Source organism: Aeromonas sp. S5(2024) (assembly GCF_041403025.1).
GTDB classification, from domain to species: domain Bacteria; phylum Pseudomonadota; class Gammaproteobacteria; order Enterobacterales; family Aeromonadaceae; genus Aeromonas; species Aeromonas hydrophila.
Genome location: NZ_JBGLRI010000003.1, coordinates 94,667 through 111,212, shown reverse-complemented (window position 1 = coordinate 111,212; position 16,546 = coordinate 94,667). Strand labels below are relative to the sequence as shown.

Annotated in this window: 17 protein-coding genes; all 17 read left to right on the top strand. The window is 61.9% G+C overall.

Annotated features, from left to right (window positions below; all coding sequences use genetic code 11):
- A complete protein-coding gene (iscU, locus tag ACB032_RS07100) occupies positions 1-384 on the top strand; it encodes a Fe-S cluster assembly scaffold IscU (protein WP_005299770.1) in 384 nt (127 codons plus the stop codon).
- A gap of 15 nt (positions 385-399) precedes the next feature.
- On the top strand, positions 400-723 hold the full coding sequence (gene iscA, locus ACB032_RS07095) for an iron-sulfur cluster assembly protein IscA (RefSeq protein WP_011705636.1): 324 nt from the start codon (positions 400-402) through the stop codon (positions 721-723).
- Positions 724-845: 122 nt separating this feature from the next.
- A complete protein-coding gene (gene hscB / locus ACB032_RS07090) occupies positions 846-1,364 on the top strand; it encodes a co-chaperone HscB (RefSeq protein ID WP_016350399.1) in 519 nt (172 codons plus the stop codon).
- Positions 1,365-1,392: 28 nt separating this feature from the next.
- Positions 1,393-3,240, top strand: a complete 1,848-nt coding sequence (gene hscA, locus ACB032_RS07085) for a Fe-S protein assembly chaperone HscA (protein WP_371137636.1) — start codon at positions 1,393-1,395, stop codon at positions 3,238-3,240.
- A gap of 1 nt (position 3,241) precedes the next feature.
- On the top strand, positions 3,242-3,580 hold the full coding sequence (fdx, locus tag ACB032_RS07080; RefSeq protein WP_005299781.1) for an ISC system 2Fe-2S type ferredoxin: 339 nt from the start codon (positions 3,242-3,244) through the stop codon (positions 3,578-3,580).
- Between the two features lie 157 nt (positions 3,581-3,737).
- A complete protein-coding gene (pepB, locus tag ACB032_RS07075) occupies positions 3,738-5,039 on the top strand; it encodes an aminopeptidase PepB (RefSeq protein WP_371137635.1) in 1,302 nt (433 codons plus the stop codon).
- 103 nt (positions 5,040-5,142) lie between these two features.
- Positions 5,143-6,426, top strand: coding sequence for an aminopeptidase PepB (gene pepB, locus ACB032_RS07070; RefSeq protein WP_016350402.1), 1,284 nt, complete (start codon positions 5,143-5,145; stop codon positions 6,424-6,426).
- A gap of 269 nt (positions 6,427-6,695) precedes the next feature.
- Positions 6,696-7,124 carry a nucleoside-diphosphate kinase gene (gene ndk / locus ACB032_RS07065; protein WP_011705641.1) on the top strand — a complete coding sequence of 143 codons (429 nt, stop codon included), beginning with the start codon at positions 6,696-6,698 and terminating at the stop codon, positions 7,122-7,124.
- Between the two features lie 168 nt (positions 7,125-7,292).
- On the top strand, positions 7,293-8,396 hold the full coding sequence (locus ACB032_RS07060) for a bifunctional tRNA (adenosine(37)-C2)-methyltransferase TrmG/ribosomal RNA large subunit methyltransferase RlmN (protein ID WP_011705642.1): 1,104 nt from the start codon (positions 7,293-7,295) through the stop codon (positions 8,394-8,396).
- Between the two features lie 12 nt (positions 8,397-8,408).
- Positions 8,409-9,200, top strand: coding sequence for a PilW family type IVa pilus biogenesis/stability lipoprotein TapF (gene tapF / locus ACB032_RS07055; RefSeq protein WP_371137634.1), 792 nt, complete (start codon positions 8,409-8,411; stop codon positions 9,198-9,200).
- Positions 9,190-10,128, top strand: coding sequence for a RodZ domain-containing protein (locus ACB032_RS07050; protein ID WP_254198138.1), 939 nt, complete (start codon positions 9,190-9,192; stop codon positions 10,126-10,128). Before tapF ends, ACB032_RS07050 begins: the two co-directional genes overlap by 11 nt.
- 10 nt (positions 10,129-10,138) lie before the next feature.
- Positions 10,139-11,254, top strand: coding sequence for a flavodoxin-dependent (E)-4-hydroxy-3-methylbut-2-enyl-diphosphate synthase (gene ispG / locus ACB032_RS07045; RefSeq protein ID WP_016350405.1), 1,116 nt, complete (start codon positions 10,139-10,141; stop codon positions 11,252-11,254).
- Positions 11,255-11,392: 138 nt separating this feature from the next.
- Entirely contained in the window at positions 11,393-12,670 is a 1,278-nt protein-coding gene (gene hisS, locus ACB032_RS07040; RefSeq protein WP_049049095.1) for a histidine--tRNA ligase, read from the top strand.
- Positions 12,671-12,673: 3 nt separating this feature from the next.
- Positions 12,674-13,324: a tetratricopeptide repeat protein gene (locus ACB032_RS07035; RefSeq protein WP_016350407.1), complete on the top strand. Its 651-nt coding sequence runs from the start codon at positions 12,674-12,676 to the stop codon at positions 13,322-13,324.
- Positions 13,317-14,501 (top strand): outer membrane protein assembly factor BamB, encoded by a 1,185-nt coding sequence (gene bamB, locus ACB032_RS07030; protein ID WP_024944077.1) that lies wholly within the window; start codon positions 13,317-13,319, stop codon positions 14,499-14,501. Before ACB032_RS07035 ends, bamB begins: the two co-directional genes overlap by 8 nt.
- A gap of 74 nt (positions 14,502-14,575) precedes the next feature.
- Positions 14,576-16,075: a ribosome biogenesis GTPase Der gene (der, locus tag ACB032_RS07025; protein WP_011705649.1), complete on the top strand. Its 1,500-nt coding sequence runs from the start codon at positions 14,576-14,578 to the stop codon at positions 16,073-16,075.
- Positions 16,076-16,178: 103 nt separating this feature from the next.
- Positions 16,179-16,412, top strand: a complete 234-nt coding sequence (locus ACB032_RS07020) for a zinc ribbon domain-containing protein (protein ID WP_041216326.1) — start codon at positions 16,179-16,181, stop codon at positions 16,410-16,412.
- Positions 16,413-16,546: the final 134 nt, after the last annotated feature.

Sequence of the window (16,546 nt, the reverse complement as noted above, 5' to 3'; positions counted from 1 at the left end):
ATGGCTTACAGTGAAAAAGTAATCGACCACTACGAGAACCCCCGTAACGTAGGCGGCTTCGACAAGAACGATCCCAGCATCGCTACCGGCATGGTCGGTGCACCGGCCTGTGGTGACGTGATGAAGCTGCAGCTGAAGATCAGCGACGATGGCATCATCGAAGATGCCAAGTTCAAGACCTACGGTTGTGGTTCCGCCATCGCCTCCAGCTCCCTGGTGACCGAGTGGGTCAAGGGCAAGACCCTGGATGAAGCGGCCGGTATCAAGAACACCGATATCGCCGAAGAGCTGGCGCTGCCACCGGTGAAGATCCACTGCTCCATTCTGGCCGAGGATGCCATCAAGGCCGCCATCGCCGATTACAAGCAGAAGAAAGGTCTCTAAGGTCAGGAGCGCAGTATGGCCATTACCATGACAGATGCCGCAGCGGCACGGGTTTCCTCGTTTCTGACCAACCGGGGCAAGGGCATCGGCCTGCGCCTCGGCGTCAAGACCACCGGCTGCTCGGGTCTTGCCTATGTGCTCGAGTTCGTCGATGAGCTGGCAGATGAAGATCAGGTATTCGAGCAGGACGGGGTCAAGATCATCGTCGATGCCAAGAGTCTGATCCACCTGGATGGCACCGAACTGGATTTCGTCAAGGAGGGTCTCAACGAGGGCTTCCAGTTCAACAACCCCAACGCCAAGGGCGAGTGTGGTTGCGGCGAAAGCTTCAGTGTCTGAGATGTGTGCAACACATGATCGCTTGTCCGTTGAACTGGTCGGCCACGGCCGGTTCAACCATGCCGCTTCGCCCACCTGAGCGCGAGCGGCATGGGGGCAGCATCAGTGTCTAAGAGGTCTGCATGAATTATTTCGAGCTGTTTGGGCTGGTTGAAGGCTTCGAGCTCGATACCCGTCAGCTGGCAGAGACCTACCGCCAGTTGCAAACCCAGTTTCATCCCGATCGTTTTGCCACCGCCCCCGAGCGGGAGCAGCTGGCTGCGGTGCAACGTGCCGCCCAGATCAACGATGCCTTCACTACCCTCAAGGCGCCCCTGCGCCGAGCCGAGTACCTGCTCTCCCTGCGTGGCACCGAACTTCGTGGCGAGCAACAGACGTTGCAAGATACCGCGTTTCTGATGCAGCAACTGGAGTGGCGCGAGCGGCTGGCCGACCTGAAAGGGGAGACTGACCCTGAGCGTGCCATCAAGGATTTTCGCCAGGAGATCAGGCATGATCACCAGTTGTTGATGCAGCAGCTGACCCAGGCCCTCGCCACAGGCGAGGATCCGCGAGCGGCTGATTGTGTTCGCAAACTCAAGTTTGTCGACAAGCTCCTCGAGGAGCTGGAACGATTCGAAGACTCGCTGTTCGAGTCTTGATCCTTTAACGCTGGAAGTTTGATTACCCATGGCATTACTGCAAATCGCCGAGCCCGGCCAGAGCGCCGCACCTCATCAGCACAAACGTGCCGTTGGCATCGATCTTGGCACTACCAACTCGCTGGTCGCCGCCGTGCGCAGCGGTCAGGCCGATACCCTCTGCGACGAGCAGGGGCGTGATCTGCTGCCCTCCGTCGTGCATTACCAGGCTGATACCATCCGGGTCGGCGTCGATGCCAAGCGCGAGGCCGCCCTCGACCCGCACAACACCATCGTTTCCGCCAAGCGGATGATGGGCAAGGCACTGGCCGACATCGATACCCGCCAGCAACCCTATCAATTCGTGGCGGCCGACAACGGCATGCCGCAACTGCAGACCCGTCAAGGGCTGGTCAACCCGGTGCAGGTCTCGGCCGAGATCCTCAAGAAACTGGCCGAGCGGGGCGCTGCCGCCCTCGGTGGCGATCTCGACGGCGTGGTCATCACAGTGCCTGCCTATTTCGATGACGCCCAGCGCCAGGGCACCAAGGATGCGGCCCGCCTGGCCGGTCTGCACGTGCTGCGCCTGCTCAACGAACCGACCGCCGCCGCCATCGCCTATGGCCTCGACTCCGGTCAGGAAGGGGTGATCGCCGTCTATGACTTGGGCGGCGGTACCTTCGATATCTCCATCCTGCGTCTGCATCGCGGGGTATTTGAAGTGATGGCCACCGGCGGCGATTCGGCCCTCGGCGGTGATGACTTCGATCACCTGCTGGCAGACTGGTTGAAAGAACAAGCCGGTTTGACTGGTGAGCTGGGTGCCCGTCTGCAGCGCGAGCTGCTGGATGTGGCCGCCGCGGTCAAGCATGGTCTGACCGACGCCGACGCCGTTCCCTGCACCTTTGCCGGCTGGCAGGGCTCTGTGACCCGCAACCAGTTTGACGAGCTGATCCAGCCGCTGGTCAAGCGCACCCTGCTGGCTTGTCGCCGCGCCCTGCGCGATGCGGGGCTCGAGCAGGAAGAGGTGCTGGAAGTGGTGATGGTCGGCGGTTCGACCCGGGTGCCGCTGGTGCGCGAGCTGGTGGGCGAGTTCTTCCAGCGTCCCCCCTTGACCAGCATCGATCCGGACAAGGTGGTGGCCATCGGTGCCGCCATCCAGGCCGACATCCTGGTGGGCAACAAGCCCGACGCCGAGATGCTGCTGCTGGACGTCATTCCGCTCTCCCTGGGTCTTGAGACCATGGGCGGCCTCGCCGAGAAGGTGATCCCGCGCAATACCACCATTCCGGTGGCCCGCGCCCAGGAGTTCACCACCTTCAAGGATGGCCAGACCGCGATGGCGATCCATGTGGTGCAGGGCGAGCGCGAGCTGGTGGCAGATTGCCGATCCTTGGCCCGCTTCACCCTGACCGGCATTCCGCCCATGGCAGCGGGGGCAGCCCACATTCGCGTCACCTTCCAGGTGGATGCGGACGGTCTGCTGTCGGTCAGCGCCATGGAGAAATCCTCCGGCGTGCAGGCCGAGATCCAGGTCAAGCCCTCCTACGGATTGGGCGAGGATGACATCCTCAACATGCTGAGTGCCTCCATCGCCAATGCCCAGCAGGACATGGATGCCCGCATGTTGGCGGAGCAGCAGGTCGAGGCCGACCGGGTGGTCGAGAGCCTCAACGCCGCCCTGGCCGCCGATGGGGAGGCTTTATTGAGCCCCGCCGAGCGGGCCGAGCTGGATGCCGCCATCGCCCATCTGCTGACCATGCGCAGCACGGGCACCACCAACCAGATCAAAGAGGCCATCGAGGCGGCGGACGCTGCCAGTGGCGAATTTGCAGCCCGCCGGATGGATGCCTCCATCCGCAAGGTGCTGACCGGACAAAACGTCAACAAGGTGTAATATGCCAAAACTGATTATTCTGCCCCATCCCGAGCTCTGTCCGGACGGCGCGGCCCTCGAAGGTGCGACCGGTGAAACCATTCTGGACATCGCGCTGCGCAACGGCATCGAGATCGAGCACGCCTGCGAGAAGTCCTGCGCCTGCACCACCTGCCATTGCGTGGTGCGGGAAGGCTTCGACTCCCTCGAGCCGAGCGACGAGCTGGAAGACGACATGCTGGACAAGGCGTGGGGACTGGAGCCGGAATCCCGTCTCAGCTGCCAGGCCAGACTGGCGGACGAGGATCTGGTGGTGGAACTGCCCAAGTACACCCTGAATCTGGCGTCTGAGCGCCACTGATGACCCCTTAATTACACATGAGTGAATTGCGCGTGCAGCATCTCGTGGTGCAGTAATGATATGGTGAAGGCCGTGACCCTTGAGGGCGCGGCCTTTTTTGTGCCCGTGATTTCCCTATTCGTTGATAAAAGTGCCAATAAAAAGGAAGCAAGAGAACATGGCTGACATGATGAACGTACGGTTGTCTTCCCAGGCCGCCGCCGCCCACTGGGGCGAGGGTGCCCTGCTCAGTTTCAGCGGCGACGAAGCCCATCTCCATCTGGGCATCGGCCAGGAGAAGGAGGCGCTGCGCGCCATCCAGCGCGCTGCCAGACGACTCGAGTCGAGTGGCATCAAGCGCGTCAAGCTGGTGGGTGAGGGCTGGAATGGGGAGCGTCGCTACGCCTTTGCCCAGGGCTTCTATGCCGCCAAGGGGGTTCGCGAGCTCGATTTCGGCGAGCAGAGCGACCAGGAGGCTGCCGAGCTGGCTGCCTTGCTCAAAGCGACCCGCTGGGTGCGCGAAGTGACCAACGGCTGCCCGCAGGAGATCTATCCCATGAGCCTGGCGGAATCCGCCCTGCTGCTCATCCGCAGTCTCGCCGGTGACAAGGTGACCGCCCGCATTACCGCCGGGGAGGCGCTGCAGGAGGCCGGTCACATCGGGATCTGGTCGGTGGGCCGCGGCAGCGAGCGCGAGCCGGTGCTGCTGGAGCTCGACTACAACCCGACCGGGGATGCCAATGCTCCCGTGCTGGCGGCGCTGGTGGGCAAGGGGATCACCTTCGATTCTGGCGGTTACTCCATGAAGTCTTCCGACAACATGCTGCCGATGAAGTCCGATATGGGCGGCGCCGCCATGGTGACCGGCGCGCTGGCGCTGGCCATCAGCCGCGGCCTGAACAAGCGGGTGAAACTCATCCTTTGCTGCGCCGAAAACCTGGTCTCCGGCCATGCCTTCAAGCTCGGCGACATCCTCACCTATCGCAACGGCATCTCGGTCGAGATCCAGAACACCGACGCGGAAGGTCGCCTGGTGCTGGCTGACGGCCTGCTGGCCGCCAGCGAAAGCGGGGCTGCCTACATCCTCGACGCCGCTACCCTGACCGGCGCCGCCAAGACCGCGCTGGGCCGCGACTACAACGCCGTGTTTGCCCTCGATGAGGCCGAGCAGGCCCGTACGCTGGCAGCCGCCAAAGCCGAAAACGAGCAGGCCTGGGCGCTGCCGCTGGAGCCCTGGCATGCGGGCCAGCTTACCTCCGCCTTTGCCGAGCTGGGCAATGTGGCGTCTGCCGAAGGCACCGCCGGTGCCACCACCGCGGCGGCCTTCCTGTCGCGCTTCGTGCGTGACGAAGGCAAGGGCTGGGTGCACCTGGACCTGGCCGCCTCCTATCAAAAATCGGGCAACGATCTGTGGGCGACCGGTGCCAAGGGCCACGGTCTGCGCACTATTGCTCGCTGGCTGCAGGAGGTGAGTGAATGAGAGTCTGGCTGAATCAAGCATTTGGTGAAGGCTTTGGACAATCGGCGAAAAGCGCCACGGCCTGCGTATTATCTGTCACCCGCTGGCTGCAGGAGGTGAGTGCATGAACATCTGGTTGAGCCGAGAATTTGCCGCTCCCGAGTGGGGCGAAGGGGCGCTGCTCTCCCACCGCGCCGACGGCATGGTGATCCATCTGGTGACCGCCAGCCCCTTGCTGGATATCCAGCAGGCGGCACGGCGTCTGTGCAGTCAGGGGATCCAGCAGGTGGTGCTGGCCGGTCACTGGGAGCGCGAGCAGCAGTGGGCCTTTGCCCAAGGGCTGCAGACCCCCAAGGTGGAGGTAGAGCTGCAGTGGGCCACTTCGTCCGAGGAGGATCGGGAGGAACTGGAGGCGCGCTGGCTGTGCGGGCGCTGGGTGCGGGAGATGACCAATGCCACGCCGGAACAGCTGGGGCCGCTGGAGCTGGCGGTTGAAGCTGCCGCCTTCATCACCGAGCTGGCGCCGGACCGGATCAGTCATCGCATCCTCAAGGGGGAAGCCTTGCAGCAGGCAGGCTGGGTCGGTCTCTATCAGGTCGGCCGTGGCAGCGAGCGCGAGCCCGTGCTGCTGGAGCTGGACTTCAACCCGAGCCGGGATCCCAAAGCCCCGGTAGCGGCGGCGCTGGTGGGCAAGGGCATCACCTTCGACTCTGGCGGCTACTCCATGAAGACCTCCCAGGGGATGCTGACCATGAAGCACGACATGGGCGGTGCCGCCATCGTGACTGGCGCCCTGGCGCTGGCCATTCTGCGCGGCCTCGACAAGCGGGTGAAGCTCATCCTCTGCTGCGCCGAGAACCTGGTTTCCGGTCATGCCTACAAGCTGGGCGACATCCTCACCTACAAGAACGGCACCACGGTGGAGATCGTCAATACCGACGCCGAGGGGCGGCTGGTGCTGGCCGACGGCCTGCAGCTGGCCGGGGATTCCGGCGCGCCGCTGGTCATCGACGCCGCGACCCTCACCGGGGCGGCGGTGATGGCGCTGGGGGGGCGTTACAATGCCCTGTTCGGGCTGGACAAGGGGCTGGTGAGCCGCGCCATGGGTTATGCGGATGCCGAGCAGGAACCCGCCTGGCCGCTGCCGCTGGAACCCTGGCATCGCCAGCAGTGCCCATCCCACTATGCCGACACCGCCAACAGCCGGCCCGTGCCGGGCGGCGGTCCGGGGGGTGCCTCCAACGCGGCGGGCTTCCTCTCCCGTTTCGTTGCCAATGAGGGGCAGGGCTGGCTGCACGTCGATCTCGCCGCCTGTTTCAGCGAGAACGGCGACAACCTGTGGGCGCCGGGGGCCAACACCCTGGGGATGCGTACCATCGCCCACACCCTGCTGGCGGAGGTCCGCTGACCGGCAACGACAAGGGCACCCTCGGGTGCCCTTTCGACAGGGGGAGGGTGAGCAATAGCCTGGGTTTCAGGGGGTTAACATGACTATCGTGCACAAGCGCACATTTTTTCCTGCCGGCCTGGGCCAAGATGAGTGGTGATGTTGTTTTAGGGAAGAATTTGTTTAATAAAAAGTTGCTTTTCTGTGTGTTATTTCGCTTTTTGTTTACGTATAATCGCCGCCGAACATGGATTCTAACAATAAATCTCTGTAGTTAAGGAAAGATCTCAATGGCCATCGAACGTACCTTCTCCATCATCAAGCCGGATGCCGTCAGCAAGAACCTGATCGGTGCCATCTACAACCGTTTCGAGAGCGCTGGCCTGAAAGTCATCGCCGCCAAGATGCTGCACATGAGCAGCGAGCAAGCCGCCGGTTTCTATGCCGAGCACCAGGGCAAGCCTTTCTATGACGGCCTGGTCAGCTTCATGACCTCCGGCCCCGTCATGATCCAGGTGCTGGAAGGCGAAGAGGCCATCCGCCGTCACCGTGAAATCATGGGCGCCACCAACCCGAAAGAGGCCCTGGCCGGCACTCTGCGCGCCTGCTTCGCCGAGAGCATTGACCGCAACGCCGTGCACGGCTCCGATGCACCGGCCTCCGCTGCCCGTGAAATCGCCTACTTCTTCTCCGACGCCGAGATCTGCCCGCGCGGCTGATTTCTGTCGAAAGAACCCCAAGGGAGCCTCGGCTCCCTTTTGTTTTTTGGTCATTCGGTCAATATCCACTTATTCTCCAGGTGGAAAGCCGGACCCATAATTTGTACAATGCCGCCCCCTGACGTAGGTCAGCCGATAATTTATGAAGTGTGTGAGCTGAGGCCCTTGATGAGCGAAACAAAAACCAACCTGCTGGATCTTGATCGAGATGCCATGCGCGCCTTCTTCGTCGAACTGGGCGAGAAGCCGTTTCGGGCAGATCAGGTGATGAAGTGGATCTATCACTTTGGTTGTGATGATTTCGATCAGATGAACAACGTCAACAAGGTGCTGCGCGAGCGCCTCAAGGCGATCGCCGAGATCCGGGCGCCGGAAGTGAGCCGCGAACAGCGCTCCTCCGATGGCACCATCAAGTGGGCGCTGCAGGTTGGCGGCCAGGAAGTGGAGACCGTCTACATTCCGGAAGAGGATCGGGCGACCCTGTGCGTCTCCTCCCAGGTAGGCTGCGCCCTGGAGTGCAAGTTCTGCTCTACCGCCCAGCAAGGCTTCAACCGCAACCTGAAAGTCTCCGAGATCATCGGCCAGGTATGGCGCGCCGCCAAGATCGTCGGCGGCAAGCGCCCCATCACCAACGTGGTGATGATGGGGATGGGTGAGCCGCTGCTCAACCTCGCCAACGTGGTGCCGGCCATGCGTCTGATGATGGACGACTTCGGCTACGGCATCTCCAAGCGCCGGGTGACCATCTCCACCTCCGGCGTAGTGCCGGCGCTGGACATGCTGGGCGATCAGATTGACGTGGCCCTGGCCATCTCCCTGCACGCGCCCAACGACAAGCTGCGTTCCGAGATCATGCCGATCAACGACAAGTACAACATCGAGGAGTTTCTCGCCGGTGTCCGTCGCTACCTCGGCAAGTCCAACGCCAACGGCGGCCGGGTGACGGTGGAATATGTGCTGCTCGATCATATCAATGACGACATGCAGCACGCCCACGAGCTGGCCAAGGTGCTCAAGGATACCCCGAGCAAGATCAACCTGATCCCGTTCAACCCCTTCCCGGGCAACCCCTACGGCAAGCCGAGCAACAGCCGTATCGACCGTTTTTCCAAGGTATTGATGGAGTACGGCTTCACCGTCATCGTGCGCAAGACCCGTGGTGACGACATCGATGCGGCCTGTGGCCAGCTGGTGGGGGAGGTGATCGATCGCACCAAGCGCACCATGAAAAATCGGATGCAACAGGATGGGATTTCCGTCAAAATGGTTTAACTTGCTAAGCCATTGTATAGTCAGGGAATGGATACACGTACATTGATCGTAGTGGCAGCGCTCTGCGCGCTGCCAGGCTGTGTTACCGAGACCACTTACGCTGGCCAGAATTCCACCCAGCGTGAAGTGGGTCCCGATCTCAAGGCGGCAGCCCAGACCCGTCTGGATTTGGGTATTCAATATCTGCAACAAGGCAACGCCGAGCAGGCCAAGTTCAACCTTGACCGCGCGCTGCAGTATGACCCTGCCAACCCTCAGGTTTACGTCGGTTTTGCCTACTTCTACCAGCAGGTGGAAGATTTCAAGGCGGCCGAAGAGAGCTACAAGAAAGCCCTTGCCATGGATCCGTCCAATGCTGACGCGATGAACAACTATGGCGCCTTCCTTTGCAATCGTGGTCGCTTCGACGAGGCGGAAAAGGCCTTCCTGCAGGCCGTCAGCCAGCCCAGCTACATCAAGATTGCCGATACCTATGAAAACGCGGCACTTTGCGCCGCGCAAAATCGCAGAAATGATAAAGCAAGCGAGTATTATCGCTTGGCCTTGGGGTATAATCCCCGCAATCCAAGGTTATTGCTGGACATGGCGGAGCTTTCCATGAAAGATGGCAAGCTGCCTGATGTGCAGGCCTATCTCGCCCGTTTTGCCGATGTGTCAGACGAGAACGAGAACAGTCTCTGGTTGAGATTGCGGCTGGCGCAGGCCATGGACAAACCGGCACTACTTCACCAATTCGGGACTGAGCTGGTAAGGCAATATCCCACTTCGCAACAAGCCAAGCGTTACTTAGCCAATGACTACTGAACAGCCACACGATTTTCAAGACGACTCCCAGGCAGTTGGCCCAGGCCAGCTGCTGCGCAACGCCCGTGAACAGCTCGGCTGGACACGAGAACAGGTTGCGTCTCGCATTCACCTTCGTCTGACTCTGATTGCCGCGATCGAATCGGATACGTATGACAAGCATACGTCCCATACCTTCATTCGCGGCTATCTGCGTACTTATGCCAAGCTGGTCGGTATCCCGGAAGAGACCATCCTTGCGGCTTATGACAAGCTGGGGCTGACTCCCCCCGACAACATCGACATGCAGAGCTTCTCTCGTCGCTCCCGTCAGCAGGCCAACGACAGCCGCCTCAAGGTAGTCACCTGGCTGGTGATTCTGGTGCTGATCGCGCTCTCCGTCGCCTGGTGGTGGCAGAGCACGGCGCGTCGCTCCGCCGGTGACGAGGCCCTGGCCGCGACTGAAATGGGCGCAACCAGCAACACCCCGAGCGCCACAGTGCCGCCGGCGGTGGACGTGGCTGACCCTGTGGTTGCTCCGGCAACTTCCGCTGCGGCCGCGACCTCGGCTGATCCCGTGGCGAGCGCTGCCGCGACCACCCTGCCGGTCGATGCCAGCAGCGCCGTGGCGACCACGGCTGTTGCGACCTCTGCCGCCACAGCCACGCAGCCGGCTGCCGACACCGCCGCGAGCGAGCCGGCCAAGGTGCCCCAGCTCAAGATGAGCTTCACCGCCGACTGCTGGCTGGATGTCAAGGATGCCAAGGGCAAGACCCTGTTCAGCGGCCTCAAGAAGGCCAATGACGAACTGGTACTGGAAGGACCCGAGCCGCTCAAATTCATCATTGGTGCGCCCATGGCCGTCAATATCGAATATCAGGGCAAGTCCATCGACATGAGCCGTTACAACAACGGCCGGACTGCTCGCCTCTCACTGCCGCAGGAGTAATCTGTCCGCCATGTCCGCTCACGAATCTCCCATCATTCGTCGTAAATCCAGGCAGATCATGGTCGGTAATGTACCGGTTGGGGGCGATGCCCCCATCACGGTGCAGACCATGACCAACACCAAGACCACGGACGTGGCCGCCACCGTCGAGCAGATCCAGCGGATCGAGCGGGTTGGCGCCGACATAGTCCGGGTCTCGGTTCCCACCATGGAAGCGGCGGAAGCCTTCAAGCTCATCAAGCAGCAGACCCGCATTCCCATCGTCGCCGATATCCACTTCGACTACCGCATCGCCCTGAAAGTGGCCGAATACGGTGCCGATTGCCTGCGCATCAACCCGGGCAACATCGGCAACGAGGAGCGGGTCCGCGCCGTGGTCGACTGCGCCCGTCACTACAACATCCCGATCCGCATCGGCGTCAACGGCGGCTCGCTGGAGAAAGACATTCAGGAGAAGTACGGTGAACCGACCCCGGAGGCGCTGCTTGAGTCAGCCATGCGCCACGTGGACTATCTGGATCGCCTGAACTTCGACAACTTCAAGGTGAGCGTCAAGGCGTCCGACGTCTTCCTGGCCGTCGGCGCCTATCGCCTGCTGGCCAAGCAGATTGAACAGCCGCTGCATTTGGGCATCACCGAGGCGGGCGGTTTTCGCGCTGGCGCGGTGAAGTCCGCCATCGGCCTTGGCATGCTGCTGAGCGAAGGCATCGGCGACACCCTGCGCATCTCGCTGGCCGCCGATCCGGTGGAAGAGATCAAGGTGGGTTTCGACATTTTGAAATCCCTGCGCATCCGCTCTCGCGGCATCAACTTCATCGCCTGTCCCTCCTGCTCTCGCCAGGAGTTCGACGTCATCGGCACGGTCAACGCACTGGAAGAGCGGCTGGAAGACATCATCACCCCGATGGATGTCTCCATCATCGGTTGCGTGGTGAACGGCCCGGGCGAGGCGCTGGTCTCGGATCTGGGTCTGGCGGGGGCGGCCAACAAGAGCGCCTTCTACGAGGGTGGTCAGCGGGTGGACCGGCTCGACAACAAGGATCTCATCCCGACCCTGGAGCGCCGCATTCGCGCCCGGGCCGCCATGCTGGATCCGGCCAACCAGATCCAGGTGGACGAGGGTTGAGCAACCAAGGGCCACTCAGGGTGGCCCTGTCTTTAGGTTGCTGATTTTACATCCCGCATTGGAATACCCTGATTTTACCTCGGGGTCGAAAATCCCTATAATGCGGCCAAATTTTACCTCTTTTTCTCGAGTATCAACGTGGCAAAACAGATCCAAGCTATTCGCGGTATGAATGATTGCCTGCCGGAGCAGAGCCCGGTATGGCAGAAAGTAGAACAGATCCTGCGCCAGGTCGTGGCCAGCTATGGCTACAGCGAAGTGCGCATGCCGATTGTCGAGCAGACCCATCTGTTCAAGCGAGCCATCGGTGAAGTGACCGATGTGGTCGAAAAAGAGATGTACACCTTTGAAGACCGCAACGGCGACAGTCTGAGTCTGCGCCCGGAAGGCACCGCGAGCTGCGTGCGTGCCGGCATCGAGCACGGTCTGCTTTACAACCAGGAACGCCGGATGTGGTACATGGGCCCCATGTTCCGTCACGAGCGTCCCCAGAAGGGCCGTTATCGCCAGTTCCACCAGTTCGGGGTCGAGCTGTTCGGCATCAATGGGCCGGACATCGATGCCGAGCTCATCATGCTGACCCACCGCCTGTGGCGTCTGTTCGGCATCAGCGAGCACGTGACCCTGCAGCTCAACACCCTTGGTCAGAGCAGCGAACGCGCCGCCTACCGCGATGCGCTGGTCGCCTACCTGGAGCAGTACAAGGATCAGCTGGACGAAGAGAGCCAGCGCCGCATGTACAGCAACCCGCTGCGGGTGCTGGACTCCAAGGACGAGAAAGTACAAGCCATTCTGGTGAACGCCCCGCGTCTGTTCGATCACCTGGGCGAAGAGAGCCTGGCCCACTTCGAGGGGCTCAAGCGCCTGCTCGAATCCGCCGGCATCCAGTACGAAGTGAACGAGCGGCTGGTACGCGGCCTCGACTACTACAACCTCACCGTGTTCGAGTGGGTCACCAACAGTCTGGGCGCTCAGGGCACCGTCTGTGCCGGTGGTCGCTACGACGGTCTGGTGGAGCAGCTCGGTGGTCAGCCGACGCCGGCTGTGGGTTTCGCCATGGGCATGGAGCGACTGGTGCTGATGCTCGAGACCCTCGAACTCAACGGCGATATCCGCCCGGCGGTGGATGTCTACCTGGCCATGGTGGGCGAGGGCACTGAACAGGCTGGTTTCCAGCTGGCCGAGCGGCTGCGCGATGCCCTGCCTGACTTGCGCCTGATGAGCCACTGCGGCGGCGGCAACTTCAAGAAACAACTCAAGCGTGCCGACAAGAGCGGCGCGGCCATTGCCCTGATCCTTGGCGAGACCGAGGTGCAAAACGGGGAGATCACCATCAAATATCTGCGTGGCCAGGCCGAGCAACAGACCGTCACGGTCGACGCCGCCATTGCCCTGCTGGCAGCCAAAGGAGAGTAAGCTGTGGAAGTTTATACCACCGAAGAACAACAGGTTGAGGTCATCAAGAGCTGGTGGAAAGAGAACGGAACCTCGGTGATCGCAGGAACTGTTATCGGTCTGGTTGGACTCTTTGGCTGGCGCTACTACAACGAGCATCAGCAGACCAGCCAGGAGACTGCCTCCCAGGCTTACAACGAGATGGCTGCCCAGCTGGCCAAGGGTGATGCCGCCGGCTTCGAGCAGGCGCAAAGCTTCATCAGCGCCCACAAGGGTGACTCCTATGCCGAACTGGCTGCCCTGCAGCTGGCCGCCGCCGCCGTCAAGGCCGGCAAGCTGGATCTGGCTGCCGAGCAGCTGACCCAGGTGGCCACCAGCGGTGACGAGAGCATCCGTCCCATCGCCGCCCTGCGTCTGGCCCGGGTTCTGAACGATCAGGGCAAGGCTGACGAGGCGTTGGCCCAGCTTGGCAAGATCAACAACGATGCCTTCAAGGCCCAGGTCGCGGAAGTGCGCGGCGACGTACTGCTCAAGCAGGGCAAGGCCGAAGAGGCGCGCGATGCCTATCAGGCTGCGGCCGATGCCGGCGGCCTGCAGGGCAGCGCCGAGCTCAAGCTGAAAATGGACGATCTGGCGTTGCCAGCGGTGACCACGGGTGAGGCTCCGGATGCGTAATCTGTTCAAGATGGTGGTGTTGGGGGCTGCGGTCTCCTTCGCCCTGCAGGGGTGCTCCCTGTTCAGTTCGGAAGAGGATCTCAACCCGATGGCGCCGCTGCCCAAGGTCGAGTCCGCCTTCACGGCCGATACCAGCTGGTCCTCCTCGGTGGGTGACGGCATCGGCGACTTCTACTCCCAGCTCAAGCCGGTGGTGGAAGAGGAGCGCATCTATGCCGCCGCTCGCGATGGCGACGTGACCGCCTTTGACCGCGAAAGCGGCAAGGAGCTGTGGAGCGTGGATCTGGCTGACCTGCCGATCAACGCCGACAAGCGCAGCGCCCGTCTCTCCGGTGGCCTGGTATCCCGTTACGGCAAGCTGTTCCTGGGTTCCGAGAACGGGGTGGTGTACGCCCTGAACCAGGAGAACGGCGAAGTGCTGTGGCAGACTTCGGTGCCGGGGGAAGTGGTGGCGAGCCCTGCCGTCGAAGATGGCCGGGTGGTGGTGCTGACCACCTCGGGCCGCCTGGTGGCGCTCGATACCGATGAAGGCAAGCTGCAGTGGACCCTGGCGGAAGAACAGCCGCCGTTGACCCTGCGCAGCGCCGGCGCCCCCATCATCACCAACGGTGCCGTGCTGTACGGCCGCGCCGATGGCAAGGTGGGCATCGCCCTGCTCAGCAACGGTCAGCCGGTGCGTCAGTCCAAGGTCGCCGACCCGCGCGGTGCCACCGAGCTGGATCGGATGGTCGACGTGGACGCCACCCCGCTGATCGCCGGCGATGAGCTCTATGCCATCGCCTATAATGGCCAGCTGATGGCGCGCAAGCTGATGACCGGTGACGAGGTATGGAAGCGCAAGTATTCCGGCTACCGCGACATGGCGGTGACCGGCAATGCCATCGTGCTGACCGACAGCCGCAGCCACCTGTTTGCGGTCGACCGTCGCAATGGTCTCGAGCTGTGGTCCAATACCCAGCTGGAAAACCGCACCGTGACCGCCCCCGTCATCCTGGGTGACTATGTGGTGGTCGGCGATGTGGAAGGTTACCTGTATTGGCTGGATCGTACCGACGGTACCATCAAGGCCATGCAGCAGCTCGACAGCAGTGGTCTGTACGCCGCCCCTCTGGTGGATGGTGACACCCTGTATGTGCAGAGCCGTGGCGGCAAGTTGTACGCTATCAAGCGTCCCTGATCGCCCGTCAATTTGAATATCCGGCTCCTGGTCTTCGGACCCGGAGCCTTTGTCGTCTTGAGAATGAGGCTTTTATGACTCCTGTAGTAGCCCTGGTGGGCCGCCCCAACGTGGGGAAATCCACCCTGTTTAACCGCCTGACCCGTACCCGGGATGCCCTGGTGGCTGACTTCCCCGGTCTGACCCGGGACCGCAAGTACGGCCAGGCGAAGTTGGGCGAGCTGGAATTTATCGTGGTGGATACCGGCGGTATCGATGGCACCGAAGAGGGGATCGAGCTGAAGATGGCAGAACAGTCCCTGCTGGCCATCGAAGAGGCCGACGTGGTGCTGTTCATGGTGGATGCCCGTGCCGGTTTGACCGCGGCGGATCAGGCCATCGCCGAGCACCTGCGCAAGACCCACAAGAAGGTGTTTCTGGTGGCCAACAAGACCGACGGCATCGACGGTGACTCCGCCGTGTCCGAGTTCTACGGTCTGGCCCTGGGCGAGGTCTACCAGATGGCGGCCGCCCATGGCCGTGGCGTACTGAGCCTGCTGGAGCTGGCGCTGGCCCCCCATCTGGAGACCCTGGTCGACGCCGCCACACAAGAAACCGCGCAGGATGAGGAAGAAGAGGACTTCGACGAAGAAGCCCTGCTGCGCATGGTGGCTGCCGGTGAACTCGACACCAAGGAAGACACCAAGGAGACGCCGTTCGCCGATCTGCCCATCAAGTTTGCCATCGTCGGTCGCCCCAACGTCGGCAAATCCACCCTGACCAACCGCATGCTGGGTGAAGATCGGGTCATCGTCTATGACATGCCGGGGACTACCCGCGACTCCGTCTACATCCCGATGGAGCGTGACGAGCAGAAGTACGTCATCATCGACACCGCCGGCGTGCGTCGTCGCGGCAAGGTGCACGAGACGGTGGAGAAGTTCTCCGTCATCAAGACCCTCAAGGCGATTGAAGATGCCAACGTCTGCCTGCTGGTGATCGACGCCCAGGAGACCATCACCGATCAGGACTTGAGCATCCTCGGTTTCGTGCTCAACACCGGCCGCTCCGTGGTACTGGTGGTGAACAAGTGGGATGGTCTGGATCAGAAGGTGAAAGAGGACGTCAAGAACGAGCTGGATCGTCGTCTGGGCTTCATCGACTTCGCCCGCGTGCACTTCATCTCCGCCCTGCACGGCAGCGGGGTTGGCCACCTGTTCGAATCCATTCAGGAGGCCTACCAGTCCGCCACCCGCCGTACCAGCACCGCCATGCTGACACGCATCATGCAGATGGCGCAGGAAGACCACCAGCCGCCGATGGTGAACGGTCGCCGCGTCAAGCTCAAATATGCCCACGCCGGTGGCTACAACCCGCCGCGCATCGTGATCCACGGCAACCAGCTCAACGATTTGCCGGATTCCTACAAGCGCTACCTCATCAACTACTTCCGCAAGTCGCTGAAGATCATGGGGACGCCGGTCCGGGTCGAGTTCCAGGAGTCTGCCAACCCGTTCGAGGGCAAGAAAAATACCCTGACCCTGAGCCAGGAGCGTCAACGCAAGCGCCTGCTCAAGGCCAAAGCCAAGAAATAAGGCCCAGCGGCTGCCCTCACCGGCAGCCGTTTTTTCTGGGGCCAGGGGAGGGGAATGTGCAGTGGGCTGACCCACTGCACATTCACTTTACGAGGAGCCAACCATGAGCCACCTTCACTGCCCTGCCTGTCAGGGCGAGCTGGACAGTCGCAGCCGCGAGACCACCTGCAGCCAGTGCCAGGCCCGTTTCCAGATCCGGGCCCTCTGCCCGACCTGCCGGCAGGAGCTGGAGCGGCTCAAGGCCTGCGGCGCGGTGGATTACTTCTGCAATCACTGCAACAGCCTGGTATCGAAGCGGGCAGTGGTCTTTGAGGTGAGCCCGCAGGCGGGGAATTGAGGCGATAAAAAACCCGGCAATTGCCGGGTTTATGCTGTGTGTTCTGCTATCAGCAAGGTGAAGGAGCGGTTTCGGCGCCATATCTTGCGTTTGATGTCATTGAGCTTGAGTTTGCGTCTGGGGCTCCAGCCGCA